We start from the raw sequence: 26,655 nt of genomic DNA on the forward strand, positions 1-26,655 counted from the left end.
AGTAGTTTCCTTTTCACTTTTCCGCCTATTTTTGGCAGGTGATAGCATCTGTGCAAGATGAATTACGGCCCTTTTGCCGTTTACATAGGAATTTGGGAAATGCCTCGCGGGTTTACGTTGTTGGAGCTTCTTATTACTGTTGCTGTCTTGTCAGTACTACTACTTTTTGTCGCCCCAAGTTTTTCAAAAGTTAGCCAACACATGAAAATAGTGAATTTAGCCAACGAATTACAGGGTTTTTTGATCCAAGCGAAATCGGAATCGGTGATGAGAAATCAAGATTTTTGGGTTCATATTCAAGGCTTGCCTTCATCCACCGGAAGCTGGAAGCTCACACTCTCGAGTGTATCGAATGTCACTGACATTACTTCAATGAATACTGTTGCTGAGCTGCAAGGTCATCTATATCGGGGTCTGGTGGTGTCGAGTAATATAACTAGCGTCAAGTTTGATCGTGTTATGGGGAATCCCAAAAATGCGGGAAGTATTCACCTGAAGAAATCTCAAGCGGATACCAGTCCGATAAAAGTAACTGTTCATAACGGAGCAGGGCGAGTAAAAGTGTGCGCTATGAATAAGGCAAAATATGGCTTTGAACAATGCTAAACAGCAGGGTAGTACACTTGTTGAGTTTATGATTGCTGCGTTGTTAGGACTTGTCGCTTTGGGCATTGTTGGCGCAGTGTTTCTTTCTAACCAAAAAACAGCTGTGCAGCGAAGCAAGGAAATAATGCTACTTCAGCAGATGAGTAGTGTAATTCAACAAGTGAAAGAGGATATTCAGCGAGCAGGGTTTGATGGTATTACGACAAAATCAATGATGCTTTCCGGTTCTCCTAGCGTTCTATATCAACAATCCGAAAAAATCGGTTATGTTTATCGAAACACAGCAAGCTCTGTGAGTAATACGATATATCGGTTAAAGGATAATATGTTGGAATATTGCCAGGATGATTCACCATCACCTTTAAGTGTCGTGTCTGCTGCTAGTGGATGTTTTGATCTTTTTGATCCTAAGCAAATTAAAGTAACTCAATTTGGTGTTAGTCGAACATTACTATCAGGTTCGTCAATAGAGAGTGCGTTTATTTCTATTTCAATGGCCGCTGAATTAAAAAATGATCCGGCAATTTCTCACGCCATTTTATTACAAGTTCAGCAAAGGAATTGGCAATGATACGTAAGCATCAACAAGGAGTGGCCACGTTACTTATTACTTCCATACTGCTCTCTGTCGCTTTGGTTGTGACGTTAGGCTCATATAAGAATCTATTTTATCAAATTAAGCGTGCGCAGAATGAAGTTAGTTCTCGGCAACAGCACTGGGAAGCGGAAGGAGGGCTTGAGTGTCTATTTGCTTATGTCACAGATGATGTATCCATAGTGAACGAGCTCATCCCAATTAATCACAATAATTTAAATACCTTATGTAAGAGGGAATTAAACCTTAGCCAGCTGAACGTTACTGATATAGGGGCAGGAGTCTATCGTATTAATTCTATATCTCACAATGGTTGGGCCCAGCTCAATAAAACTTTCAGTACACTAAGTAATCGTGGAAAAGGAGCGATACAAACCACATCCAAGTTAACTACTTATGGTGATTTAAAGGTTCATCCAGATGCGAAAGGTGATCTTAATTCTGACAATCTGTATGAATGCATATCACTGACTTATCGGTATAGTTATACCATGGAAGGCGGAAGCACAGGATCAAAATATAACACTGCATCAATAAGAGCGAATAGCTTATATGATGGTTCTCCTGCTGGAGGGTGTACCGCTGCAACGACAACCAATGTTACAGTAAAAGCTGGGAATGCAATTACGAAAACTAATAAACCTGAAACTTCTGATCCGCAGCTAAAAGGCGATTTTGTTTATGACTCTGAAGTCGATCCATTCCAAACCTTTTTTGATTACAAAAAAACACCGGAAAATATTGATAAAGTCAAAGCTTCATTTCCGAAAGCTGGGAAAATCAATTTGTCAAATGCGACACAGTGTAAATCAGCTATCGAAAATGCTTTTAAGGAAGTAGATAAGGTTTGGATTACTGGTGACTGCGCCATTCACGGGAATTTAGCACTTCAAGGCAACCATGAGAAATATACGTTAGTTATTCAAGATGGTATTTTTATCAATACTGGTTCAACAACATTTCAGGGTTCGCTTTTTCATTTAGTCGATAAAACTAAACCACAGTTTGCTCCTGATGAGTTAAAAAGCTATTGGGAAAGTTTGTTCTCGAATGCTGATGGCTCACCGACTAATTTTACCATTGGTAAACAATATACTGATCTTACACAAACTGTTTATGTTGATGCAGGGGCATTTCACGCAACGGGTGGTTATGGTTTTGATACTGATGGGTTAAAAACCTCAATTGCGGGCTCAATGGAGTTACTATTTGATTCCAGCAAAAGACCTACAACAAGGAGAAATGATGTTCGTTGGCAAGAGGGAAGTTGGAATGCCAAGTAAACAACATGGTTTTAGTTTAATTGAAATAATGATTTCTTTTATTTTAATTGGTGTCGGTGCTCTTGGATTGGTTAAGTTGCAAGCTTACATTGAGCTGCGGGCAGATTACGCGATGCATAGCATTGAAGCGCTAAATCTTGCTGAGCAGAAATTAGAGTGGTTTCGTACGCGTGGGGCTATTTCTGCAGTCCCCTCGATGCCCGCCGCTAATTTTGATACAAATATTGTCTCTGGGGAAGATACTACGCACCCCTTGTATACTTTATCTTGGTCTGTGCCAACGGCAACTTTGTCGGGCGCACTTAAAACGATACATATGGAAGCTCTATGGCAAGATCGCCACGGTAAAATACAATCGGTAGAGCTGAAAACCATGATCTCTAAACATAGCGAATTTGATTAAATAGTCTAGGTTCCTGTTTTACGCCGATTCAATCAAAACCGATTGGAGTTCTGGATAAGGTGTTCACTGTCCGCGTTGCCCTTTTTATATTGAAGAGAATTATTTCTTGCTTCTCATCACGTATAGTTTCTTTTCTTAAAACTATCTATTCATCGCTCTATGCAACCTCTGTTTTTGCCAGCTCGTTTACTAAATGTATATGTTGATTTTTCCATAATGTTTCAGGCTTGTATCTTTGGTTTTGTTTTTTTGCAAAATATGTCTCCAATTATGAAAAAAAATCTAGAACCTTGTGCTTTCCCCATTAGTGTTTACTAGAATACTCGTTGGATAGTAGGTCGTTATAATTATTCAAATAGGCCTTGGCACCAACATCATTCACTATGGAGTTACCATGAGTAACCAAGCTGTAAATAAGGCACCATCATCGAAGCCGAGCGGGATGGAGCGCTTTTTAAACTTTATCGAGAGGACAGGTAACAAAATTCCTGATCCTGCGATTTTGTTCTTCTGGGCATTGATCATTACTTGGGCGGCGTCAGCACTTTTGTCGAATGTATCATTCGATCTTCCAAACCCTCGAACGGGCGAAGCTCTTACTATCACCAACTTACTTACGGGCGAAGCGCTAGCAAGTTTCCTTGCTAACATGGTGACGACGTTTACTGGCTTTGCGCCACTGGGTATCGTACTTGTCGCAATGCTAGGTGTGGGTGTTGCAGATTCTTCGGGCTTTATTACGACGGGTCTTAAGAAGATGCTGAACTTCACGCCAGCTAAGCTTCTTACTCCAATGCTTATTTTGGTTGCCATTGTATCGCATACTGCGGCAGATGCAGGCTATGTTCTGGTTATTCCTCTTGGCGGTATTATCTTCCATGCGGCAGGTCGTCACCCTTTAGCAGGTATTGCGGCAGCATTTGCAGGTGTATCTGGTGGCTTCTCTGCAAACTTTATCCCTTCAGGTATAGATCCACTACTAGCAGGCTTTACGCAAACTGCGGCGCAGGTTCTTGATCCTGAATACGTGGTTAACCCATTAGCGAACATCTTCTTCACTGGCCTATCCTCTATCATTATTGTGGGGATTGGTTGGTACGTGACAGAGAAAATTATCGAGCCTCGTTTATCAAAAATGCCAATTGATGATGATGCGGAAACCGCGCCAAACCTAGGTTCATTTACTGAACTGGAATCAAAAGCATTCCGTTATGCAGGTTGGGCAATGATGGCGGGTATTGCTTTACTTGTTGCAGCGTTAATTCCAGAAACATCAGCACTTCGCTCGCCTGAAGGTGAAATTACTGCCTTCTCAGCACCGATAATGAAGTCTATCGTGCCGTTGATCTTTATTCTGTTTATCATTCCTGGTTACGTTTACGGTAAAGTGTCTGGAACGTTCAAGACCAGCAACGACATTATCAAAGCGATGGCTGATACTATGTCAACCATGGGCGCATACATTGTTATGTCGTTCTTCTGTGCTCAGTTCCTATCTGCATTTGCTCAGTCAAACATCGGTACGATGCTAGCGTTGTATGGCGCAGAAGGCTTAAAAGCGATGAACCTACCAGGTGAAGTGACCATCATCGGTATGATCCTTCTAACCGCGTCTGTAAACCTACTTATTGGTTCGGCATCGGCAAAATGGGCTTTAATTGGTCCAATCCTAGTGCCAATGCTAATGGCGGTTGGTATCTCGCCTGAGCTGTCTCAGGCGGCTTACCGTGTGGGTGACTCTGTATCGAACATCATTTCGCCTCTAATGGTATTTTTCCCTCTTGTAGTGGTTTACTGTCAGCGTTATGTGAAGTCGGCTGGTATCGGTACGCTTGCGTCACTAATGATGCCATTCTCGATCGCAATGCTGATCGGTTGGTCTATCTTCCTAGTTGCTTATTGGATGGTAGGTATCCCACTAGGCATTCAAGCTCCTTACACTTACACCATGTAAAAACGTGTAGGGTGTGAAAGCCACTAATTGGCAGCCGAAAAGCGCAGGTCTTCGATCTGCGCTTTTTTGTTCTCGTAAAACGAACATCGATAGGTCTTGTAACTAGTTTTTTGGAGTTGCAGACTTTGTCCCGTGATGTGTTGCTGTAGTGAAACCGAAGTTGGTGATAAAATTCCTGACTTCAATCGTTTTTTGTTTCTTTGGAGCCTCCTTTGTCTAACCATCCGTTTTCCCCTCAAGATGAATTGTTTATGCGCAGAGCGATGGAGCTTGCTGAGCAAGCAGAAGCTGAGGGGGAAGTACCTGTCGGCGCAGTGCTTGTCAAAGATGGTGAAATTATCGCTGAGGGCTGGAACCGCTCTATTGGCACCCATGACGCTACCGCACATGCTGAGATCCAAACACTGCGTAAAGCAGGCCAAAAGCTAGAAAATTACCGCCTTCTGGATACGACGTTATATGTAACACTTGAGCCATGCCCAATGTGTGCCGGAGCCTTATTGCATAGCCGCGTTAAGCGGGTTGTTTTTGGAGCGCCAGATTTAAAAGCTGGAGCAGCAGGAACAGTGCTTAATTTGTTTGAAAGCCAAGCCGCTTACCATTACGCCTTAGTTGAAAAGGGGCTGCTAGAAGATGAGTGCCGTACTCAGCTACAAGCGTTTTTTAAGCGCCGCCGAAAGGAAATTAAAGCGAAGAAGCAAGCACACAAAGCATTAGAAAATGGAGAGAGCGAACAAGGTAGTAGGAGTAGTGAGGGCTAGCAAACACCTACAACGTGGTAGATGTTTGCTTGGACGCACTAGTGATTGACTAAATGTACAAAAACACGATTACGTGAACTTACTTTCTTTTTCATACATGTCAGTTTACGTTTACGTCGGATAGCAGCTACTGTGTTATTTAAACGCTTTGACTGCACTCTACGTCTTCTCATATTCAAAACCTCCTGCAGACAAGACTTTTACCAGTAAAGTGCGGCTCATCGATGCTTGGCAATAGGCTCGATAATCGCACTAAACATTGTATGGTTTAAACGTTCTTCATTTGACTTCTGCATTGCACAGAGCCAGCAAACAATTTCAATACGATGCTTAATAATAGGAGTGACGTTATTTCGGCAGAGTGTAGCCGAAAGCGCCGCTTCATCAAGTGAGCTAAACCATGTGGTTGTAAAGTAATCTGTTACAAAGCAATCAGTTTTACTAACGATGAAGAAAAGGCGACCAACCAAAGAAATGGTTGAGTGTGGTTGGTGTCACTCAGAATATTGGAGTCTAGATAAGTTTTCGTTAGGACTCAACAAAAATGACGAGCTTCATAGGCTCGTCATTTTTTAGTTTACCGCGGGTTTATTCTTCAATGCTTTCTTGTTCGGTGTCTTCTTCAACCGTGACGTCAGAAGCGCCAGAGACTTGTTCTACGACGGTCTCTACTGCGCCCGATATCAAAATGTCGGGGTTGAGCGGCGGAATCACTTGCAAGTCATCGCTATTCTCATCAATCGCTGGCTGTTGGCTGACATGACCAATGATGGATTGGTAGTAACGTCGAATATTTTCTACGTAATTACGCGCTTCATCGCCTCTGGCGTACCCATAGCGAGTTTGGCTGTAATAGCGCTTCTGACGCAGTAAAGGCAGCCTATCTTTTACATCGGCCCAAGCGTTCGGATCGCCACCTTGTGCTTTGGTGAGTCGTCGTGCGTCCATCATGTGGCCGTAACCAATATTGTATGAAGCTAACGCAAACCATATTTTTTCATGCTCGTTGATGCTATCAGGCACGCGACCTACAATGCGACGTAAGTACTCGACACCACCACGAACAGATTGCTCAGGGTCTAAACGGTTTGTTACCCCGACGCTTTTCGCTGTTGGCAGAGTAAGCATCATCATCCCCCTAACACCCGTTGGCGATTTTGCTGTTGGTTTCCAATGTGACTCTTGATAAGCCAATGCTGCAATTAATCGCCAGTCGAACTCTTCGCTGTATTTTTGGAATAAAGGTGCCCATTTAGGCAATTTGTCATCCAGAGCTCGAATGAATGCGCGAGTATCAACGTAGTCAAATGCTTCAATATGACCAATGTACTTTTCTTCGAGGGTGGACAGTTCTCCTGATTGTTTGATGTTACCGAAAAACTCTATCAGCATTGCATACAAGCTTTCGTCTTCAGAACGTCGAGTAAACCAAGACACAGGTTGATCTTCTGTAAGTTCGAACGCGAGCGCAAGATCGGGGTAAAGGCGTTGAGCTAGGGAAAGTTCCACCGAATCAGTCACAGTAAAACGTAACTCACCCTTCGATACGTATTTGAGTAAGTCTCTCGTGTCAGCATCACCAACAATTTCAAACTGAAGTTCTGGATACTGCTTCTTTAACGCTGTTAGGGTCGGAACATATTGCGATTGTTCAACGATCTTTAATGTTTGAGCGCCTGCATTTGTATCTTCGTCGGACTCGTCGTCTTTCGAGGCTTGGTATTCAATGAGTTGTTCGATATCACGTGGTCGAAGTTGCCCTTTTTTATATACCACTTGTTGGCTTACATAATAATAGGCAGGGCCTGGTCTAAATCGTTTGACTGCTTGTGACGTTTGATTTAAACCCGTAGCGATGATATCGATATCTCCTTTCTTAAGAGCAGGAAAAAGCTCAGCTTGGCGAAAGGCTGGTTTAATCTCGAGTTTGACGCCGAGCTGCTCCGCAAACTGACGCGCCAATTCGTAATCCAACCCTGCGGGACCATCGGGACCTATGTAGTAGGAAAGCTGATTGTTTAGCGTGCCAACACGAAGCACACCACGTTCTTGAATTTTTTCAAATTCACTTTTGGGCTCCGACTCAATCTGGCAAGCAGAGAGTAAAAGAACAGAAACTAAAATTAGAGCACTGCGCTTGAGCCGGTTGAAGTGACTTATTTGCATTAATAGGTACATCTTGGAAAATTTCTATTTGCCTTTATATCAAAGCGAGCTCATGGGGCAAAGTGAATCACACACTTATAACGTGACATTGTGTGTTTTATCGACATTTTAGTTGTAATTCAAATTTGACAAAAAAAATGACGCAAACGGTTGCCTTTGGTGTTACATCACAAAAACAATTACTATATAATGCGCTCGCAATGACGAGGTGGAATCGGCATAGGTTCGACAGGGATTATTTTAAGTGTCTGAATTTATTCCAATATCACCTTAATCAATTGCATAAGAGACCTAAGCACATGAGAATTTTGCGTGGCTCCCCAGCTCTTTCTGAGTTTCGTGTTAATAAACTACTGGAACTTTGTCGTGAACAAGATCTGCCTGTAACTGGCATTTATGCCGAGTTTATGCACTTTGCCGATCTAAAGTCAGACCTTGATGACCAAGAGTTAGAAAAACTTGAAAAGTTACTAACTTACGGCCCAACCATCGAAGAGCATGAGCCTGAAGGTCTTCTACTTCTTGTCACGCCTCGTCCTGGCACTATCTCGCCTTGGTCTTCTAAATCTACCGATATCGCTGTTAACTGTGGTCTGGATAAAGTGAAACGTCTAGAGCGTGGTACGGCTTATTATGTCGAGTCTTCAGTTGTTCTATCAGAAGCTCAAGCTGACGCTGTTAAAGCGTTAATTCACGACCGCATGATGGAAACAGTATTCACAGAATTTGAAGCCGCATCAGCATTATTTACTGTTGCAGAGCCTAAGCCTGTCGCACATGTTGATATCTTAGCTGGCGGTCGTCTTGCGCTTGAAGAGGCAAACGTTTCCCTTGGCTTGGCACTCGCAGAAGATGAAATTGATTACTTGGTCGAGAACTTTACCAAGCTTGGGCGTAACCCAAACGACATTGAATTGATGATGTTTGCTCAGGCGAACTCAGAGCATTGTCGCCACAAAATTTTTAACGCAGATTGGACTATCGACGGGGTAGATCAACCTAAGTCTTTGTTCAAAATGATCAAAAACACTTTTGAAACGACACCTGACTATGTGCTGTCTGCATACAAAGACAACGCAGCCGTTATGACAGGTTCTAAAGCGGGGCGTTTCTTCCCTGACCCTAAATCTCGTCAATACACGTACCACCATGAAGATACGCACATCTTGATGAAGGTAGAAACGCACAACCACCCAACGGCAATCTCTCCATGGCCGGGCGCATCGACTGGCTCAGGCGGTGAAATCCGTGACGAAGGCGCGACGGGTATCGGCGGTAAGCCAAAAGCGGGTCTGGTTGGTTTTACAACCTCTAACTTACGTATTCCTGGTTTTGAACAGCCATGGGAAACCGACTTCGGCAAGCCGGGTCGTATTGTGAATGCGTTAGACATCATGCTTGAAGGCCCTCTTGGCGGCGCGGCATTCAACAACGAATTTGGTCGTCCAAATCTATTGGGTTACTTCCGTACTTACGAAGAAAAAGTCACTTCTCATGCGGGTGAAGAAATTCGTGGTTACCACAAACCAATCATGATTGCTGGTGGTATGGGTAACATCCGCGATGAACACGTACAGAAGAAAGAGATCCCTGTAGGTGCGAGCCTAATCGTACTTGGTGGTCCGGCAATGAACATCGGTCTTGGTGGTGGCGCGGCGTCCTCAATGGCATCTGGTCAGTCAGCAGAAGATCTGGACTTTGCTTCAGTACAGCGTGAAAACCCAGAGATGGAACGTCGCTGTCAGGAAGTGATCGACCGTTGTTGGCAGTTAGGCGACGACAACCCAATCGCATTTATCCACGATGTGGGTGCAGGCGGTATCTCTAACGCATTGCCTGAACTTGTCGACGACGGTGAGCGTGGCGGTAAGTTCCAATTACGCGATGTACCAAACGATGAGCCAGGCATGAGCCCACTGGAAATCTGGTGTAACGAATCACAGGAACGTTACGTTCTAGCGGTAGCGCCAGAAAACATGGAAGCATTCGACGCAATCTGTAAGCGTGAACGCGCACCGTATGCAGTGGTGGGTGTAGCAACAGAAGAGCGTCATCTAACGCTAGAAGATTCTCACTTTGACAATACGCCGATCGATATGCCGATGGATATCCTGCTTGGTAAGCCACCGAAGATGCACCGTGACGCAACCACACTAAAAGTGGAAAGCCCTGCCATTGTTCGTGATGGTATTGAGCTTAATGAAGCGGTGGATCGCGTACTTCGTCTTCCTGCTGTTGCAGAAAAAACATTCCTAATTACTATCGGTGACCGAACAGTAACGGGTCTGGTTGCTCGTGATCAAATGGTTGGTCCTTGGCAGGTACCAGTAGCAAACTGCGCAGTAACAGCGGCAAGCTACGACACTTACCATGGCGAAGCAATGTCGATGGGTGAGCGCACGCCAGTGGCATTACTAGACTTTGGAGCATCGGCTCGCCTAGCCGTTGGTGAGTCACTAACGAACATTGCGGCAACAGACATCGGTGATATTAAACACATTAAACTGTCTGCGAACTGGATGTCTCCAGCGGGTCACCCAGGTGAAGATGCGGGTCTTTACGAAGCAGTGAAAGCGGTTGGTGAAGAATTGTGTCCTGCGTTAGGTTTGACTATCCCAGTTGGTAAAGACTCCATGTCGATGAAAACCAAGTGGGAAGAAAACGGCGAGAGCAAAGAAGTCACTTCTCCACTGTCGTTAGTTATCACGGCATTTGGTCGTGTGGAAGACGTACGTAAGACCGTGACTCCACAACTACGCACTGACAAAGGAAAGACTTCTCTAGTTCTTGTTGACTTGGGTAACGGCAAAAACCGCTTAGGTGCGACAGCATTGGCACAAGTATACAAACAGCTGGGTGACAAACCTGCTGACGTAGATAATGCAGAGCAGCTAAAAGGCTTCTTTGATGCAATGCAAGCGTTAGTACGTGATGACAAGCTAGTGGCTTACCACGATAAAGGCGACGGCGGTCTTTTTGTTACACTGGCTGAGATGGCGTTCGCGGGCCACTGTGGCGTAAAAGCGAACATCGCAAAGCTGGGTGATGATGCGCTAGCCGTTCTATTTAACGAAGAGCTAGGTGCGGTTGTTCAAGTTAAGAATGATGATCTAGATTCAGTTCTATCTACTCTGGCGGCAAACGGCTTAGAGGCATGCTCACATGTGATTGGTTCTGTTGAAGCTTCAGACGACTTTGTTATCACTTCTGGTGATGCAGTTGTGCTTGAACGTTCACGTACCGAACTACGCGTTATCTGGGCTGAAACAACGCATAAGATGCAAAGTCTACGTGATAACCCAGCGTGTGCAGACCAAGAGCACGAAGCTAAGAAAGACAACTCTGACCCTGGTCTAAACGTTAAGCTCAGCTTCGACGTAAATGAAGACGTTGCAGCACCGTACATTGCGAAAGGTGCTAAACCTAAGATGGCAATCCTACGTGAGCAGGGCGTTAACTCCCACGTCGAAATGGCAGCAGCGTTTGACCGCGCAGGTTTTGAAGCAACCGACATCCATATGAGCGATATCCTAACAGGCCAAGCGGTACTGGATGAATACCATGGCTTAGTAGCTTGTGGTGGCTTCTCTTACGGCGACGTACTAGGTGCGGGTGAAGGTTGGGCTAAGTCTATCCTGTTTAACGCACAAGCTCGTGAACAGTTCCAAGCCTTCTTCAACCGTGAAGAGACGTTCTCTTTAGGTGTATGTAACGGTTGTCAGATGCTATCAAACCTGAAAGAGCTGATCCCAGGTGCAGACTTGTGGCCACGTTTTGTGCGCAACGAATCTGAGCGTTTTGAAGCGCGCTTTAGTCTAGTTGAAGTTCAGAAATCTGATTCTGTATTCTTTGATGGCATGGCTGGTTCGCGTATGCCAATCGCGGTTTCCCACGGAGAAGGGCGTGTAGAAGTACGTGATGCAGAGCACCTAGCAGCGATCGAGGCATCAGGTACGGTTGCGGTTCGTTACGTGGATAACCTCGGTAACCCAACACAACAATACCCGAACAACCCGAATGGTTCGCCAAACGCGATTACCGGTTTAACAACAGCAGACGGTCGCGTAACTATCATGATGCCTCACCCAGAGCGCGTATTCCGCACAGTTGCAAATTCTTGGGCTCCGGAAGGTTGGGGTGAAAATGGCGCTTGGATGCGTATGTTCCAAAATGCCCGTAAGAATATCGGTTAATTAACCAAAGGTTAATCTAGCTTAAGTAAAGCGCTGGTTGAGAGACCAGCGCTTTCTTTTTTCTTATCACTCTTTTTTCTTCGTCGCTCTTTCTAGTGACTTGGCGAAACGTTGCTTTGTTCTGCCTCTTCTTTGTCATCTATTATCTAGCGTAAAAAACTTGCAGCGTTTAGATTACTTTTATGCTCTAATACCGCGCTTACCAAGGGATGGTGTTAAACAGCTCAGCTTAGATGGAGTTATCAAGTTGACCGAATCCCTGATTGATCCCTAAATCCCTTAGGAAATGAAAGAAATGTCTAAGAATCCAAAATTTGCTATCCGCGTCACTGAAAAACGTAACGGCTGGAGCGCAGAAATCACTCGCCAAGTGACATCTCGTAAGACTGTAGTATCAAAGCGTGAAACAGGCTTTGACAGCGAAGAGAAAGCACAAGCTTGGGCTGAACAAGAACTGGCTGGATTTATCCAAAACCAAGTGGTTCGTAACGAGCGTAAAGCAGCGCAACGTCAAGAGCGTGAAGCAGAACAACTAGCGGCAAAAGTTCGTAAAGAAGAAGCCCGCAAAGCACGTGAAACCGAAGTAGACACTGACGAAGAATAAGTTTAAATCGGTGAGATGGTGACGTTACCCATCAAACAAATAGTGAAAATGCCCTGAGTTTTGTCTCAGGGCATTTTTTATTTATATCGGCTAAAAACAATCCGACGATACGGACAAGCTAAACGTGCCGTCTTCAGGGGCTGCAAATTGTTTATTGCCAGGAAGAAGGTGAGGGTTATTAGCATAAGTGCGATGTGTCGATTTGACCTTTGCAGAATGTCTTTCCGGTAAATCAAAGTGTTGTAAGCCGTCAGATAGATCGTTTGCTTCACCGTAGTCGAAATGTGTTGCGACGTCTTTGGGCTGCTTGGCGTAACGACAGTGATCCGGCTTACCATCTTCGTGCCAAGTTAAAGAGTTAGTTTTTGCATCTAGATTCAGGTTATTTGCTGTTGGCTGTGCGTAAAAATCTTCTGAAACTTGGTGCTTGCTTTGTTCTTGTAAGTAGTCTGCAATGTTCTCAGAAGCTTGCGCTAGGCTACCTACAGGGAAGAAGCAAATCAGAAGAAGCCGTGTTTTTAGATTGTTCATAATGTGTATGTAAGCAAAAGGAAATGATAATACTGATAAATAAAACGGCGTGCAATTATGGCCATTGGATACGATATAACAGGGCAGTTAATGTCTGCCCTGCATCTTTTAGGTATGGTTAGTATTGATAAGTGAGGTGCAGTTTGACTTCGCGACCAGGCGAAGGCACGCCATTAGATAGGTATGCTTCGTAGTAACGATCGGTTAAGTTTTTCACAACCGCGCCAACGCTCAAGCCTTCGACTTGTTGTATTTCCCAAACCACGTAAGCGTTTTGTAGCGTGTATTGCTCACTTGGCGATTTCACTTTTAAATTATTACCGCTTGCCTTGGTTTTGGTTTGCGCATCATACCAGCGGACTTCCCAGCCCGTACGTAAACCAGGAATCCATTCGTAACCTAAACCCAGATTAATGTTTAATGGCGGTACATCAGGATGATCATCATCTGAACCTGTAGAGTCAGATAGGCTACCTTTGTTTTTGCCGCGAATGTAACTTGCTGAGAAATTACTGTAGAAATCTTCAATCCGGTATTGTGAAATTAGCTCAAAGCCATAGTTTTTAAAGCCATCTAGGTTTGTATTCCAGCTTTGTAACTCAGTAGTATTTTTGTCGAGGTTTTCGCCCGTTCGTATATCAACTGTGTCGCTAACATCGTTATAGAACATAGTTAACTCTGTTGCGAGGTTATCGCGAGAGTTCACCAGCCCTTCCGTTAAGTTGATAACGCTTGCTTGATAAGCATGGATACGAGACACGTCCAGATTCAAAGCAGTAGCCGTAGCGGTAGCTCGCGCATATTGCACTGAGTAGATGTTATCAACGGTTGGTGCTTTTAAAGCGTAGGCGTAGGAGGCGTTTAAACGCGTATTATTGCTCGCATCAAAGTCGATATCCAAACGTGGGCTAAAGCCTTTATGCGTCGTTTCACCATAGTCATGTCCGGCAGCTGGATCATTATAATCCGGCGCTGCGTTCCCTTTTCCTTCACTCTTGATGTATTCGTAACGCAGAGAAGGTGTGATTGTTAGGCGGTCTGTTGCTTGATAGTGATCAGCAATGTAAGCGGCATAAATTGACTGCGTGCCAGATGGTTCGTAGTAAGGGGTGTACCAACCGTAGTTTTTCGCTTCATTACTGTCGTATGATGCGTTGAATACTAACGAGTCTCTATCGGTTTTTTGATATTGAAGCCCAGTGACTAGAGTGTGGTCTCCGAATTGTGCTTGGTTAAACACATCAACGTAGTCACGCTCGTAACTCAGCCATGACTCATGACCGTAACTGCCAACAGAAACGAACATTTTCTCGAATGCTACGTCAGGGCGAACCCAATGACGATCGTTTTCGGAACGTGCCATTTTGATATTGAAATCAATATACGGGTTAGTCGGCATGTAGTGGTAAGAGATGGTTGTGGTGTTGTCCGTGTATTTGTTATCGACGGTGTAAGCGTATTGGGCTTTTTCTAATGAGCCGTATTTCTTGATATTGTATTCGGTGATGTTAGGCATTTTTCCGCGGCGGTTAGCCCAAGGTTTACGACCTTCATCTTTGTAGCGAGTGTGGCTAATTTCAAACTCGTGATCGTTGTTTTCATAACCGACCTTTACGAGCATGTTTTCTTGCTCATAACCTGAGTAATCCAACGTTTCACCACCTCCGACTTTAATGTCATCAGAATCTTTTACCGAGCCATTCGCTAGAAAATAAAAACCAGTATCGTTTTTACCATAGAGTGTTAGCGTGTAGGCGTTCTCATCGCCGTTGGTGTTGTATGCACTTGAGATGCGGGCACCAAAGTTTCTTTCGCCGTACAGGAGATCATCGACACTTTTGGTTTTAATGCGAATGGAGCCACCAAACTTCCCGTTGAGTGCTCGATAGTCGTGCGCGCCCTTGATAATTTCTGCTTCGCCAATTAAGAACGGATCAAAAAAGAAGGTACCGTAGCGGTATTGTTGAAAGCCAATTGGAGCGCCATCGACAAAGACGGCGATATCGCTTGGATCATCAAAACCACGAATGTTAATACGTTCGCCACCAGAACGACCGCCACCATCTATTGATGCACCGGGAACGGCATCGATCATTGAGGCAAAATTAGAGTACTGTTGCTCTTCAATCTCTGACCAATTAATGGTGGTTTGCGCAGGCTCAGCAATGGTAATAGGTTTGGCATAACGAACGCCTATGACTTCAAGCTCTTCATTTGGCGCTGTCTCGGCATATGAATAAAGAGGGAAGAGCAAAGCCAGTGAAATGAGATTTACTTTGAATGGATGACTTTTTAATCGTTTCATATTGATGATTTATAGTGTTTTTATGAAGCTGGGATTATAAGAACATTATTACGATTAATAAATGATAATGAGATTAATTATCAAATGTGTTTTTGCGACGGATTGTAAAGTTTTTTATCCATTCGTGGAAACTGCGATGAGTATCGTTAGCTTACATAAAACAAAAAGCCCAGCATCATGGACGCTGAGCTTATTGGCTTTAAACAAGATAGTGCGAGCACTGTTGCTCCTTTTGAGCTAATCAGGCGCCTACTTGATAGGAATTACTGAGTTTCTAACGGTATCTGTCCGGTTGTCAGCGGCTCGGCATCGAATTCAGTGAGGCCTTCAATATAGCTTTCGACTGCTTGCTCTAAAGCATTATCACCTTGGTTAAAATAGGCAAGGTGGAAAATTGCATCGCCTTCGTTCACCAATGGTAATGTTTGTTGACCGATAACCAAACCACGCTTCGGGGCTTTTAGTTCTATCTCATCATGACCAAGAGGAGAGCTAATATAAGCGAGCGTTTCACCTTGTTCTACTTTGTCTCCCAGATTAACGACAGTACGCAAAATGCCGTTACCTGACGCGCGAACCCAGCTGGTGGACTTCGCTATGATAGGCTCAGGCAGCTTTTTCCTGCTCGCACGCAACATACCAATGGCTTGCATTACGCGCCGAACCCCGAGTACACCAGCGCTTATCGAAAGTGGATCAAAACGCAATGCTTCGCCAGCCTCGTAGGTGAGCACTGGAATATCGCATTTTTCTGCTTCACTGCGTAAAGAGCCATCACGCAATGCTGAATCAACAATCACTGGCGTTGCAAATGCTTGAGCAATACGCAGAGTTTCTGGGTTGCTTAAGTTTGCGCGGATCTGTGGCAAGTTCGTGCGATGAATTGCCCCTGTGTGTAGATCCAAAATGTAGTCACAACGCTTGGCAATGTTGTTAAAGAACCCGTGTGCCATACGAGATGCAAGTGCGCCTTTTTCACTGCCAGGAAAGCAACGGTTGAGATCTCGTCGGTCGGGCAAGTAACGAGATTTATGGATGAAACCAAAAACGTTAACGATAGGTACTGCAATGACAGTGCCTTTCAGTTTTTGTGGATCCAGTTGGTTAATGATCTGACGAACGATTTCTACGCCATTAAGCTCATCACCATGGATAGCAGCATTCACCATTAACACTGGTCCTTCTTGTTTCCCATGGATGATTTCCACAGGAATAGATAAAGGCGAATGTGTATATAGCTTCGCTGCTTCAAATTCGATCTCTAATCGTTGCCCTGGTTGTATTTGATGTCCTAAGAGCTCAAACACTTTGCTTTTTTTACTTCTGGCCATAAACCATCTCTGTCAAATGCGTCATCAGCAATGTAACAATTGCTGCAAAATCGCACTAATCATTCTCATTAAGGACACGACAAATTACTTTAATCGTCATGCGTGAAATTTTGGTATGTGTGAAGTTTTTGTTTTCAATATGATCTTTTCTATCAGTTTAATACATAACAAGACATAGAGAAGAGAGCGCAATAATAGCCTTAAAAAATGTGACTGTACTAAAAATAATACTGTTCATGGAGGACAAAAAAACGGACTTTTAACCCTACTTTTTATCCGATAATATCCGCGCCGAATTTGAGGTTTCACACTTTCTAACTAGAGGTTTTGATGAAAAAGGCAATTGCTAAAATTGGTGCATTGACTGCGGTAGCAGTTTCACTTTCAGGTTGCGTAGGTAGTAATGCCGTGACAGGTTATGTCATGGGGTTTAACTTGAAAGCTGTTGACAACCGTTACGCTCGAGGTGGCCTAAATATGCTTTTAGCGCCTGTTTATGGTGTCGCGATCGCAGCGGATTATATCGTGTTTAACTCTCTAGAATTTTGGACGGGTAAGAACCCGTTAAATGGTAAGCCACATATCTTCGATACAAAGGTAGATACTTACATTGATGTCAATCACCAGTTAGATAAATCGTTAACGACGGCACCAATTGCACCATTAGCGTATAACCGTGTCATTGAGCAGGGGCGAATGCAGCAAATCGATGAGAACACTGTTCAAATGGATATTACTTACAGCAACGGTGAAAAGGCGACACTCATGGGTGTACGCGATGGTGAGTTTGTTACTTACTACATTGATGGTGAAGTTGCTGCACAAACCTCAATGGATGAGTTAGCCGCTTACGCGCAAAACCGTGTGTAGTTGGGTTCAACTAAACCAAAAAAAGGGTGCCGTATGGCACCCTTTGTCGTTTTTCGTGATTGAATTATGCTTTCTCTGGAATCGCTTCTAAAAGCGCGACCATCTGTTCCCAGTACAACTGAACAGTATCAATCTTCACTTTCTCATCTGGAGAGTGAGGGAATTTTATTGTTGGACCGAAAGAAACCATATCCATGTGTGGGTATGGTTCTTTAAATAGGCCACACTCAAGACCAGCATGGATGACCATGATGTTCGGCTTATGACCGTAAATGCCTTCATACATATCACGGAAAATTGCCATGATCTCGGAATCTGCATCTGGCTTCCAGCCAGGGTAAGCGCCTGAGAACTGAATTTGTGCGCCAGCTAGCTCAGTAATCGAGCGCAGCATGCTTTCCACTTGGCTACGGCCAGAGTCAATGAGAGAACGAATCAAGCAAAGCACGGTGACTTTATTTTCTTCTGTGCTGATCACACCAACGTTTAGAGAAGTTTCAACAACGCCTTCCACCTCATCACTCATACGGATTACACCGTTTGGACAAGCGTTAAGTGCCGCAATGAATCGTTGCTGATCGGCGATTGAAAATACTTGCGCGTCAGTCGTGATCACTTCATTAAAGGTTACGATACCTGTTTCGATTTTACCCAATTCAGTTTTAAGCAGCTCAGTGTAGTGGTTGAACAGCTCAGCAAGCTTGTCTTGGTTTTCGACAGGAAGCGCGACAGTAACAAACGCTTCGCGAGGGATTGCATTACGTAAGCTACCGCCACGGAATTCGACTAAACGTAAATCAAGCTCTTGAGCATGACCGGCAAGGAAACGACCAAGTAATTTGTTGGCATTACCGCGACCTGTGTGAATGTCACAACCTGAGTGACCACCTTTTAGGCCTTTCAGCGTCAGTTGGCGTGTTACAAAACCTGCAGGCGTTGATTCTCGAGAAATATCGAAAGTCATGGTGCCATCAACGCCACCTGCACAACCCATGTAGACTTCGCCTTCTTGCTCAGAGTCTGTATTTAGAAGAATCTCACCCTCTAACCAACCAGCTTCAAGGCCAAATGCGCCAGTCATGCCTGCTTCTTCATCAATCGTCAGCAGAACTTCGAGTGGACCGTGCTTAATATCTTTAGATGCCAATACAGCAAGGCAAGAAGCCATACCAATACCGTTATCTGCACCAAGCGTCGTGCCTTTCGCAGTTACCCATTCGCCATCGATGTAAGGTTGGATTGGATCTTTGGTGAAGTCGTGTTCAGTGTCTTCGTTTTTCTGCGGCACCATGTCGATGTGTGCTTGAAGTACAACAGCCTTCTTATTTTCCATTCCTGGTGTCGCGGGCTTTTTGATGAACACGTTACCGGTTGGATCACGGCGAACGTCAAAGCCTTGCTCTGTTGCCCAGTTGATAATGTACTGTGCTAATGCTTCTTCATGTTTCGATGGATGAGGGATAGAACAAATCTTATCGAAAAACTGCCAAAGTGGAGCAGGTGATAAGGTACTGATCTCAGAATGGAACTCAGACACGGAGGACTCCTTTTGATGTGCTTTGCCAAATATATACCGTAAAAATGTTGTCAAGGTAGCATTAAATGCTAGACGATTTGGCCTTCAAATTGCCGTTAGCATACCACCAGATATGGAGTACGAGTAGTCGCGATCACAAGGATTTCTCTCAGAACTGTCACAGTTTGTGAATACAATAACAAGCACTATGTGTTCTCTATCATACATTCTGAAAGTGGCTTTATTTTTTAATTCATAAAATTGTAATTTAATTACATATAAACTTTGATAAAGGTCAATTTATGTATTTTTTGTGATTCCAATCACTAAAATGCTTGTAATTAAATTTCTTGGTGGTATATTTGTAACCAGCTTCTGAGAGAAGAATGAAATGCTCAAAGGATGAGTCCGTTTTATCGCCTCCAAGGAACCGAGAAATCAACGAATGTTTAATTGATTTAAAAGGTGATAGTTATGAAAGGTTTACCAAGTACAATGTTCTGGAATAGCAAGTCTGTTTACACCGGTAACTTTGTATACCCAACAAGCTTTGGCTACTAAGTGAAGTCAACGCATGTGACTCGAACAGTTTGTTCACCCCTATAAATTGGAATTTTTTTTCAGTGATAGTGCTGACATGATTCACCGCCACCCAAATTGGGTGGCGTTTTTTTATCTCTATTTTCTCTTCCTGACTCACTTATTGCCATCAAAGCCTTCTTCTATTCCCCATTCTTCGGTTTTATCGACTTTTCCATCAAATCTGTTAGATACCATGTTAAAAATGGGCCTTTTTCATCTGAAAGTTTAGTACATTGCTCAGTTTTTATTCTCTTTTAGGGAACTGTGTTATCTAGGTTACCTATTGTTTTGTAAGAATATATTCCTTTGCCTACTTTGATAGGTTAGAGAATGTGTTTCATATCCAAAGAAAAAAAAACGCATTAGAGTGAAGATTCTATCTAGAATTTGCTATTTGATAACTTTATAATTCCCGCCAATCGATTACGCAACCGTTTACTTTTTTACCTTTACAGGATTCGATCATGCTCGAGAGGCTTTTTAAACTCAGTGAAAATGGCACAAATGTGCGTACTGAGATCATTGCAGGTGTTACGACCTTCCTAACTATGGCTTACATTATTTTTGTAAACCCAGCGATCCTGTCGGATACCGGTATGGACCGTGGTGCCATTTTTGTCGCGACTTGTCTTGCTGCCGCAATCGGCTGTTTTATTATGGGATTTGTTGCGAATTACCCAATCGCACAGGCACCAGGAATGGGCCTGAACGCATTTTTCACTTACTCTGTTGTATTGGGAATGGGTTATACGTGGCAAGTTGCGTTAGCGGCTGTATTTGTTTCTGGCCTTCTGTTCATTCTTTTAAGCGTATTTAAGATCCGTGAGTGGATTATTAACTCGATCCCGCATTCTCTACGAACAGGTATTTCAGCTGGTATTGGTCTTTTCTTAGCGTTTATCGCATTAAAAAATGCAGGTATCGTCGTTGATAACCCAGCGACATTAGTTTCTATGGGAGAGATCACATCATTGCCATCTGTATTGGCCGCGATTGGCTTCTTTCTTACGATTGCACTGGTTCACCGTGGTGTGAAAGGTGCGGTGATGATCGCCATTCTTGGCGTTACAGCGCTTGGTCTTCTATTTGGTGATGTGCAGTGGGGCGGTATTATGTCAACGCCACCAAGCATTGCGCCAACTTTCATGCAACTGGATTTCTCTGGTTTGTTTGAAGTAGGCATGATTTCCGTCGTATTTGCTTTCCTATTTGTCGATTTATTTGACACCGCAGGTACGCTCGTTGGCGTTTCTCAAAAAGCTGGTCTAACTGATGAGAATGGCAACATCCCTCGTTTAAACAAAGCGTTACTTGCAGACTCAACAGCAACGTCAGTAGGTGCATTACTTGGTACCTCCAACACGACATCTTATATTGAAAGCGTTTCTGGTGTAGCTGCGGGTGGGCGTACTGGTCTAACAGCCGTGGTTGTTGGTGTACTCTTCCTACTTGCTCTATTGTTCTCACCACTTGCGGGTATGATCCCTGCTTATGCAACGTCAGGTGCGCTATTCTATGTGGCGATCTTGATGCTGTCTGGGCTAGTAAGCATTGATTGGCGTGACCTAACTGAAGCGTCCCCAGTTGTTGTGACTTGTTTAGTTATGCCGCTAACATTCTCGATTGCAGAAGGTATCACGTTAGGCTTTATCGCATACGCGGCGATCAAGTTATTCAGCGGTAAGGGCCGTGAAGTGTCGATGAGTGTATGGGTGATGTCAGCCATCTTCATCGTTAAATACCTCGTCGGTTAATTTCTCGAGCAAAAAGCCAGTGTGGATTTATTCACGCTGGCTTTTTCTTTTTTACGTTGTTCACAGAAGACGGTTTTTCTGCGGAATAGGCAGAGAATTTTGATATCACCGTTGGTATTAGCGGTGTGTTTCGGTAGAATAATCGTTTGCGCAGCTTGAAATCCTCGTCTCCAAACATTTTGGAGAAGTTAGTGAGCATTCCGCTTTTGAGTGACTTCGCTAGATTTTGAGGATGCATATTTTCAAATTATTAGGTTATTACAATGAGTAAAAAATTCATTATCACTTGGGATGCAATGCAGACTTACTGCCGTGAACTGGCTGAAAAACAAATGCCAGCTGAGCAATGGAAAGGAATTTGGGCGGTAAGCCGCGGCGGTTTGGTTCCTGGCGCTATTTTGGCTCGTGAACTTGGTATTCGTTATGTTGATACAATCTGTATTTCAAGCTACGACCATGATCATCAGCGCGATATGACGGTACTAAAAGCACCTGAAGGTGATGGCGAAGGTTACCTAATCGTTGAAGACCTAGTAGACAGTGGTGATACAGCGCGCAAACTACGTGAGATGTATCCAAAAGCGAAAATGATCGCTGTGTGTGCGAAACCATCAGGCAAAGAGCTGCTGGATGATTACGTTGTAGATATTGCTCAAGACACTTGGATCGAGCAGCCTTGGGATATGTCAATCCAGTATGCTGAGCCAGTAAACCGCAAGCAAAAATAAGCGCGGTTAAAGAATATTGAGAAATGCCCCTTTATAGGGGCATTTTTTTTATTATGATATTAAATCATGCTAATAGCCTAGGGTTCTTCCTATGTCTGAAGACGTCAGTAAAAATCTTTCCGAAACTTTGTTCGTGAAACATAAGCAAGCAAAAGAAACCTCCGCGCTTACCCAGTACATGCCGACCAGTAAAAAAATACTTGATGAACGAGAAGCGCAGGGTGATCGTGCTTGGTATCGTCATTTGCGTCGCTTGCAATGGGCTTGGCAAGGATTGTCTCCGATCGAAATGGAAGGCGTACTGTCCAAAATTGCTTCATCTTCTCACTCGCGAACCAATGATGATTGGTTAGACACTGTAATGGGTTATCACAGTGGTAACTGGACATTTGAGTGGATCAAGCTTGGTATGGATCATCAGAAGCGAGCAAATGAAATGCAAGGAGAAGAGGCAGCGGATGAACTCTTCACTGCTTCTTTGTGTTTTAGTATTGCAGGCTACCCACATTTAAAAAATGATAACTTGGCATCGCAGGCTCAAGTACTGGCAAACAAAGCGTATTCTGACGGCGCAGAAAAAACTAAGTACACCATCAAGCAAATTGAAGTGCCTTACCAAAATCGCAAAATCATCGCGAACCTCCATTTACCAAGAACGGATAAACAGTTGCCTGTGGTCATGGTGAGCGCTGGTTTGGATACTCTACAAACCGACATGTGGCGTTTGTTCCGTAATCGTCTTGCACCGCGAGATATTGCAATGTTAACCGTGGATATGCCTTCGGTAGGGCATAGCTCTCATTGGCCCTTGACCGAGAATTCAAGTTGCCTACACCAAGCGGTATTGAATGAGCTTTACTCGCTACCTTGGGTTGATCATCACAAAGTGGGGTTAGTTGGGTTTCGTTTTGGTGGTAATGCCATGATCAGACTCTCTTTTGTCGAGCAGGAAAAGATCAAAGCTTGTGTCGCTCTAGGCGCACCCGTACATGATATTTTTACTTCCCCTCAGAAGTTACAAAAAATGCCGAAGATGTACTTAGATCTTTTGGCTTCCCGTTTGGGGAAAAATGCGGTTGATATTAATAGCATGGCAGGTCAGATGATGGCGTGGTCATTGAAGGTTCAGGGCTTCCTGAGCAGTCGAAAAACCAAAGTGCCTATTTTGGCTTTGAGTCTTGAAGGCGATCCAGTGTCGCCACACAGTGATAATCAACTTGTTGCTCTATTTAGCCAGTATGGTAGAGCGAAAAAAATCAGTTCCAAAACAATTACAAAAGGATATGAGCAATCCCTCGATTTAGCCATAAAGTGGCTAGAAGATGAATTATTAGGGTGACAATTCTCCTAAATTAGTTAAGAGTGATATATCTGAGCAAAAAATAAGCTCATGATAATTAAAAATAATAATCATTCTTGGGTGTTTACTTTTAACTATGAAAACGGAGATTCATATGTCAGAGACGACTCAGGGCCCGACTCACTTTCGCTTGATGTCAAAGTTGAAGGCGATAGGGCCTTACCTGCGCGAACCACAATCGCAAGAAGGGCGCTATTATTTTGATTGTTTATCTGTATGTGTAGACGACAAAAAATCGCCTGAGAAGCGTGAATTTTGGGGCTGGTGGATGGATTTGGAATCCATCGAGGGAGGCTTTACTGCTAAATATCATATTGGCAAGTACAACAAAGAAGGGCAATGGGTATCTGAAGCCCTTCCCAAAAAAGTGGTAGAGGAAGTGTATCTCACGCAGAGCACATTCCATCAAAAGCTGGTTGATACTTTAGAAGAACACTTCAAATTAGAAGTCGAATATCACACGGAGTCTTTCGATTTCGCTTAATTTGGTTGTTTTCATTTAATACCAAACAAAAAGGTGCGAAAACGCACCTTTTCTCTTGTTAATTCCCTATTTGATTGTTAAAACATCCTCTCTTTATTTGTTTTTCACTTCAGAAGACATCATGACAACGAATCAACAAAATGCAGTTGTTTCACAACCACAAACTGTCGTTGTGAAACTGGGTACAAGTGTGCTGACAGGCGGCACTCTGGCACTCGACCGTGCACACATGGTTGAGTTAGCACGCCAGTGTGCTGAGCTTAAAAAACAAGGCCATTCAATCGTAATGGTTTCGTCTGGTGCGATTGCAGCAGGCCGTGAGCATCTTGGTTACCCCGCATTGCCCAACGAGATGGCGAGTAAGCAGTTACTTGCCGCGGTGGGGCAGAGCCGCTTGATTCAAACCTGGGAGTCTTTGTTTGGTATTTATGGTATCAAGATCGGCCAAATGTTACTAACCCGTGCCGATTTAGAAGATCGTGAGCGATTCCTTAACGCGCGTGACACTATTAATGCGCTCGTCGCGAACGATATTGTTCCTATCGTAAACGAAAATGATGCCGTTGCGACTAGCGAGATTAAAGTTGGCGATAACGACAACCTTTCCGCTTTGGTAGGCATTTTATGTGGTGCAGATAAGCTCTTGCTTTTAACGGACCAAAAAGGTCTGTTTACTGCTGACCCTCGTAAAGATCCGAACGCAGAGCTTATCAAGGAAGTAAAAACCATCGACGACACGCTGCGTAAAATCGCAGGTGGAAGCGGTACAACATTGGGTACTGGTGGTATGGCTACGAAGCTGCAAGCCGCAGACATCGCTCGCCGCGCAGGTATCGAGGTTATTATTGCTGCTGGTAGTGCGCCGAATGTTATCTTTGACTCTCTAAGTGCTGAACCTCAGGGCACGCGCTTCCTACCTTGCGCTGAAGCCTTAGAGAACCGTAAACGCTGGATTCTAGCGGGACCTGCGGCATCGGGCGACATCGTTATTGATGATGGTGCAGTCAATGCTGTGGTCGGCAAGGGCAGTAGCCTACTTGCTAAAGGGGTCATCAAAGTTAGTGGTGACTTCGCACGAGGCGAAGTGGCGCGTGTAACAAACGCTCACGGTAAGTTGGTGGCTCGTGGCATCAGCGCCTACTCAAGTGATGACCTAACTAAAATTACTGGTAAACACAGTAAAGATATCATCTCTATTTTGGGGCATGATTATGGCTCTGAGGTGATTCACCGCGATGATTTGGTCGTCATTCAGGAATAGAATTAGAGGGAAGCAAAGTGGATTTAACGAATATGGGTAAAGCTGCTAAAGATGCAGCTTTCGAATTAGCGACAGCGTCAACTGCGCAAAAGAACCAAGCATTAGCCATCATTGCTGATGAGCTAGAAGCAAACTCTGCTGCTATTTTGGCGGCAAACGCTAAAGACATCGAACTTGGCCGTGAAGCGGGTTTAACCGATGCGCTGCTCGATCGCCTTTTGCTTAATGAAGAACGACTGACTGCAATTGCGAATGATGTTCGCAACGTCATTAGCTTGAACGATCCTGTAGGCAGCGAAATAGACAGTAAGGTACTGGAAAATGGGATGTCACTGTCTCGTCGTCGTGTGCCGCTTGGTGTCGTGGGCGTAATTTATGAAGCGCGTCCAAACGTAACCATTGATATTGCAGCGTTGTGCTTGAAAACCGGCAACGCAAGCATTTTACGTGGTGGCAAAGAGACCTTTTTCTCGAATATGGAATTAGTGAAGGTTATTCAGTTTGCGCTCGCAAAGGCGAACCTTCCAGCCGCTTCTGTGCAGTACATTGAAAAACCAGATCGTGAGCTTGTTTCTCAATTGCTTAAGTTGGACGATTACGTCGACATGATCATTCCACGCGGTGGTGCTGGCCTACACAAAATGTGTAAAGAAAACAGCACGATTCCGGTGATTATTGGTGGCTTTGGTATCAGCCATATCTTTGTCGACGAATCCGCTGATCTAGAGAAATCCCTGAATGTGGTTGAGAACTCTAAAGTTCAACGTCCATCTGCGTGTAACTCATTAGATACGCTGCTCGTGCATGAAAAAATTGCAGCGCAATTCCTACCAATGATCGTAGAGCGCATGAACGATAAAGTGACCTTCGTGACAGAGCCTAAGGCAAAAGCACTGATGGCTCAAGCAACACAAATTCGCGATGCTGTTGAAGGTGACTTTGATACGGAATGGTTGAGCTACACTCTTGGTGTAAAAGTTGTGTCTGATGTGAAAGATGCCATTGTTCATATGCGTGTCCATAACGCGAGCCACTCAGATGCGATCATGACCAATAGTTTGGAAAACTCAGAACTGTTCATCAATTCTGTCGGTTCGGCGGCGGTTTATGTGAATGCTTCAACGCGCTTTACAGACGGTGCGCAATTTGGCCTTGGCGCAGAAGTCGCAGTATCTACGCAAAAGCTACATGCACGCGGTCCGATGGGCTTAGAAGAGCTAACTAGCTACAAGTGGGTTGGTAAAGCGAACTACTTAGCACGCAGTTAACACATTCGACGAGATCTTGAGTGAAAAAGGGGCCTTTGCGCCCCTTTTTGTTTTGTCTAACATACCAATTCCGCTACACTACATGAGCTTTTATTTCGGT

20 protein-coding genes are annotated in these 26,655 nt (G+C 44.1%); 15 read left to right on the plus strand and 5 right to left on the minus strand.

The annotated features are described in order from the left end of the window. Positions 1 to 99 precede the first annotated feature (99 nt). The 6 genes from R7P36_RS19325 (at position 100) to tadA (ending at position 5,602) form a co-directional block, all read left to right on the plus strand. Entirely contained in the window at positions 100 to 606 is a 507-nt protein-coding gene (locus tag R7P36_RS19325; protein WP_017635698.1) for a GspH/FimT family pseudopilin, read from the plus strand. Further along, entirely contained in the window at positions 587 to 1,177 is a 591-nt protein-coding gene (locus tag R7P36_RS19330) for a PilW family protein (RefSeq protein WP_017635697.1), read from the plus strand. Before R7P36_RS19325 ends, R7P36_RS19330 begins: the two co-directional genes overlap by 20 nt. Beyond that, positions 1,174 to 2,484 carry a hypothetical protein gene (locus R7P36_RS19335; protein ID WP_006741845.1) on the plus strand — a complete coding sequence of 437 codons (1,311 nt, stop codon included), beginning with the start codon at positions 1,174 to 1,176 and terminating at the stop codon, positions 2,482 to 2,484. Before R7P36_RS19330 ends, R7P36_RS19335 begins: the two co-directional genes overlap by 4 nt. Next, positions 2,474 to 2,887 carry a prepilin-type N-terminal cleavage/methylation domain-containing protein gene (locus R7P36_RS19340; RefSeq protein WP_017635696.1) on the plus strand — a complete coding sequence of 138 codons (414 nt, stop codon included), beginning with the start codon at positions 2,474 to 2,476 and terminating at the stop codon, positions 2,885 to 2,887. Before R7P36_RS19335 ends, R7P36_RS19340 begins: the two co-directional genes overlap by 11 nt. Positions 2,888 to 3,281: 394 nt before the next feature. After that, complete coding sequence (locus R7P36_RS19345) at positions 3,282 to 4,841, plus strand: AbgT family transporter (protein WP_017635695.1); 1,560 nt, start codon at positions 3,282 to 3,284, stop codon at positions 4,839 to 4,841. Between the two features lie 212 nt (positions 4,842 to 5,053). After that, entirely contained in the window at positions 5,054 to 5,602 is a 549-nt protein-coding gene (gene tadA, locus R7P36_RS19350) for a tRNA adenosine(34) deaminase TadA (RefSeq protein WP_213899789.1), read from the plus strand. A gap of 588 nt (positions 5,603 to 6,190) precedes the next feature. Here the strand turns inward: tadA and mltF are convergent. Then, positions 6,191 to 7,768 carry a membrane-bound lytic murein transglycosylase MltF gene (gene mltF / locus R7P36_RS19355; protein ID WP_025998701.1) on the minus strand — a complete coding sequence of 526 codons (1,578 nt, stop codon included), beginning with the start codon at positions 7,766 to 7,768 and terminating at the stop codon, positions 6,191 to 6,193. A 299-nt stretch (positions 7,769 to 8,067) separates the two neighbouring features. Here mltF and purL point away from each other — a divergent pair, with 299 nt between their 5' ends. Together purL and R7P36_RS19365 are read left to right on the plus strand one after the other, a co-directional pair. Continuing rightward, positions 8,068 to 11,961, plus strand: coding sequence for a phosphoribosylformylglycinamidine synthase (gene purL, locus R7P36_RS19360; protein WP_213899810.1), 3,894 nt, complete (start codon positions 8,068 to 8,070; stop codon positions 11,959 to 11,961). 295 nt (positions 11,962 to 12,256) lie between these two features. Beyond that, positions 12,257 to 12,565, plus strand: a complete 309-nt coding sequence (locus tag R7P36_RS19365) for a DUF3622 domain-containing protein (RefSeq protein WP_025998700.1) — start codon at positions 12,257 to 12,259, stop codon at positions 12,563 to 12,565. Between the two features lie 90 nt (positions 12,566 to 12,655). Here R7P36_RS19365 and R7P36_RS19370 read toward each other — a convergent pair whose 3' ends face one another. The 3 genes from R7P36_RS19370 to R7P36_RS19380 form a co-directional block, all read right to left on the minus strand. After that, positions 12,656 to 13,096 (minus strand): hypothetical protein, encoded by a 441-nt coding sequence (locus R7P36_RS19370; protein WP_005381599.1) that lies wholly within the window; start codon positions 13,094 to 13,096, stop codon positions 12,656 to 12,658. Between the two features lie 118 nt (positions 13,097 to 13,214). After that, on the minus strand, positions 13,215 to 15,401 hold the full coding sequence (locus tag R7P36_RS19375) for a TonB-dependent receptor domain-containing protein (RefSeq protein ID WP_104975924.1): 2,187 nt from the start codon (positions 15,399 to 15,401) through the stop codon (positions 13,215 to 13,217). 263 nt (positions 15,402 to 15,664) lie between these two features. Further along, positions 15,665 to 16,732 carry a succinylglutamate desuccinylase/aspartoacylase family protein gene (locus R7P36_RS19380; protein ID WP_017820600.1) on the minus strand — a complete coding sequence of 356 codons (1,068 nt, stop codon included), beginning with the start codon at positions 16,730 to 16,732 and terminating at the stop codon, positions 15,665 to 15,667. Between the two features lie 330 nt (positions 16,733 to 17,062). Here R7P36_RS19380 and R7P36_RS19385 point away from each other — a divergent pair, with 330 nt between their 5' ends. After that, positions 17,063 to 17,602, plus strand: coding sequence for a DUF3332 domain-containing protein (locus R7P36_RS19385; RefSeq protein ID WP_054576938.1), 540 nt, complete (start codon positions 17,063 to 17,065; stop codon positions 17,600 to 17,602). Between the two features lie 64 nt (positions 17,603 to 17,666). On the opposite strand, the gene R7P36_RS19390 is transcribed toward R7P36_RS19385, so the two are convergent. Next, on the minus strand, positions 17,667 to 19,139 hold the full coding sequence (locus tag R7P36_RS19390) for an aminoacyl-histidine dipeptidase (protein ID WP_053350265.1): 1,473 nt from the start codon (positions 19,137 to 19,139) through the stop codon (positions 17,667 to 17,669). A 1,025-nt stretch (positions 19,140 to 20,164) separates the two neighbouring features. On the opposite strand from R7P36_RS19390, the gene R7P36_RS19395 reads away from it, so the two are divergent. The 6 genes from R7P36_RS19395 (at position 20,165) to R7P36_RS19420 (ending at position 26,555) form a co-directional block, all read left to right on the plus strand. Continuing rightward, positions 20,165 to 21,454 carry an NCS2 family permease gene (locus R7P36_RS19395; protein WP_005381592.1) on the plus strand — a complete coding sequence of 430 codons (1,290 nt, stop codon included), beginning with the start codon at positions 20,165 to 20,167 and terminating at the stop codon, positions 21,452 to 21,454. 263 nt (positions 21,455 to 21,717) lie between these two features. Beyond that, entirely contained in the window at positions 21,718 to 22,182 is a 465-nt protein-coding gene (tet(34), locus tag R7P36_RS19400; protein WP_005381590.1) for an oxytetracycline resistance phosphoribosyltransferase domain-containing protein Tet(34), read from the plus strand. Between the two features lie 91 nt (positions 22,183 to 22,273). Next, a complete protein-coding gene (frsA, locus tag R7P36_RS19405; RefSeq protein WP_005381586.1) occupies positions 22,274 to 23,521 on the plus strand; it encodes an esterase FrsA in 1,248 nt (415 codons plus the stop codon). A 115-nt stretch (positions 23,522 to 23,636) separates the two neighbouring features. Beyond that, entirely contained in the window at positions 23,637 to 24,026 is a 390-nt protein-coding gene (gene crl, locus R7P36_RS19410; protein WP_005381584.1) for a sigma factor-binding protein Crl, read from the plus strand. Positions 24,027 to 24,147: 121 nt separating this feature from the next. Continuing rightward, complete coding sequence (gene proB / locus R7P36_RS19415; protein ID WP_005383771.1) at positions 24,148 to 25,287, plus strand: glutamate 5-kinase; 1,140 nt, start codon at positions 24,148 to 24,150, stop codon at positions 25,285 to 25,287. 17 nt (positions 25,288 to 25,304) lie between these two features. Next, entirely contained in the window at positions 25,305 to 26,555 is a 1,251-nt protein-coding gene (locus R7P36_RS19420; protein ID WP_213899796.1) for a glutamate-5-semialdehyde dehydrogenase, read from the plus strand. The last annotated feature ends 100 nt before the right edge of the window (positions 26,556 to 26,655 follow it).

This window comes from Vibrio sp. 397 (assembly GCF_033339395.1).
Taxonomy (GTDB): Bacteria; Pseudomonadota; Gammaproteobacteria; order Enterobacterales; family Vibrionaceae; genus Vibrio; species Vibrio alginolyticus.

What these genes read in the sequence shown, in the direction of transcription:
- purL (WP_213899810.1), top strand. Translation starts at nt 8,068, where the DNA reads ATGAGAATTTTGCGTGGCTCCCCAGCTCTTTCTGAGTTTCGTGTTAAT.
- R7P36_RS19380 (WP_017820600.1), bottom strand. Translation starts at nt 16,732, where the DNA reads ATGGCCAGAAGTAAAAAAAGCAAAGTGTTTGAGCTCTTAGGACATCAA.
- R7P36_RS19395 (WP_005381592.1), top strand. Translation starts at nt 20,165, where the DNA reads ATGCTCGAGAGGCTTTTTAAACTCAGTGAAAATGGCACAAATGTGCGT.
- R7P36_RS19370 (WP_005381599.1), bottom strand. Translation starts at nt 13,096, where the DNA reads ATGAACAATCTAAAAACACGGCTTCTTCTGATTTGCTTCTTCCCTGTA.
- R7P36_RS19385 (WP_054576938.1), top strand. Translation starts at nt 17,063, where the DNA reads ATGAAAAAGGCAATTGCTAAAATTGGTGCATTGACTGCGGTAGCAGTT.
- mltF (WP_025998701.1), bottom strand. Translation starts at nt 7,768, where the DNA reads ATGCAAATAAGTCACTTCAACCGGCTCAAGCGCAGTGCTCTAATTTTA.
- frsA (WP_005381586.1), top strand. Translation starts at nt 22,274, where the DNA reads ATGTCTGAAGACGTCAGTAAAAATCTTTCCGAAACTTTGTTCGTGAAA.
- R7P36_RS19345 (WP_017635695.1), top strand. Translation starts at nt 3,282, where the DNA reads ATGAGTAACCAAGCTGTAAATAAGGCACCATCATCGAAGCCGAGCGGG.
- R7P36_RS19365 (WP_025998700.1), top strand. Translation starts at nt 12,257, where the DNA reads ATGTCTAAGAATCCAAAATTTGCTATCCGCGTCACTGAAAAACGTAAC.
- R7P36_RS19335 (WP_006741845.1), top strand. Translation starts at nt 1,174, where the DNA reads ATGATACGTAAGCATCAACAAGGAGTGGCCACGTTACTTATTACTTCC.
- R7P36_RS19375 (WP_104975924.1), bottom strand. Translation starts at nt 15,401, where the DNA reads ATGAAACGATTAAAAAGTCATCCATTCAAAGTAAATCTCATTTCACTG.
- proB (WP_005383771.1), top strand. Translation starts at nt 24,148, where the DNA reads ATGACAACGAATCAACAAAATGCAGTTGTTTCACAACCACAAACTGTC.
- crl (WP_005381584.1), top strand. Translation starts at nt 23,637, where the DNA reads ATGTCAGAGACGACTCAGGGCCCGACTCACTTTCGCTTGATGTCAAAG.
- R7P36_RS19340 (WP_017635696.1), top strand. Translation starts at nt 2,474, where the DNA reads ATGCCAAGTAAACAACATGGTTTTAGTTTAATTGAAATAATGATTTCT.
- R7P36_RS19325 (WP_017635698.1), top strand. Translation starts at nt 100, where the DNA reads ATGCCTCGCGGGTTTACGTTGTTGGAGCTTCTTATTACTGTTGCTGTC.
- R7P36_RS19330 (WP_017635697.1), top strand. Translation starts at nt 587, where the DNA reads ATGGCTTTGAACAATGCTAAACAGCAGGGTAGTACACTTGTTGAGTTT.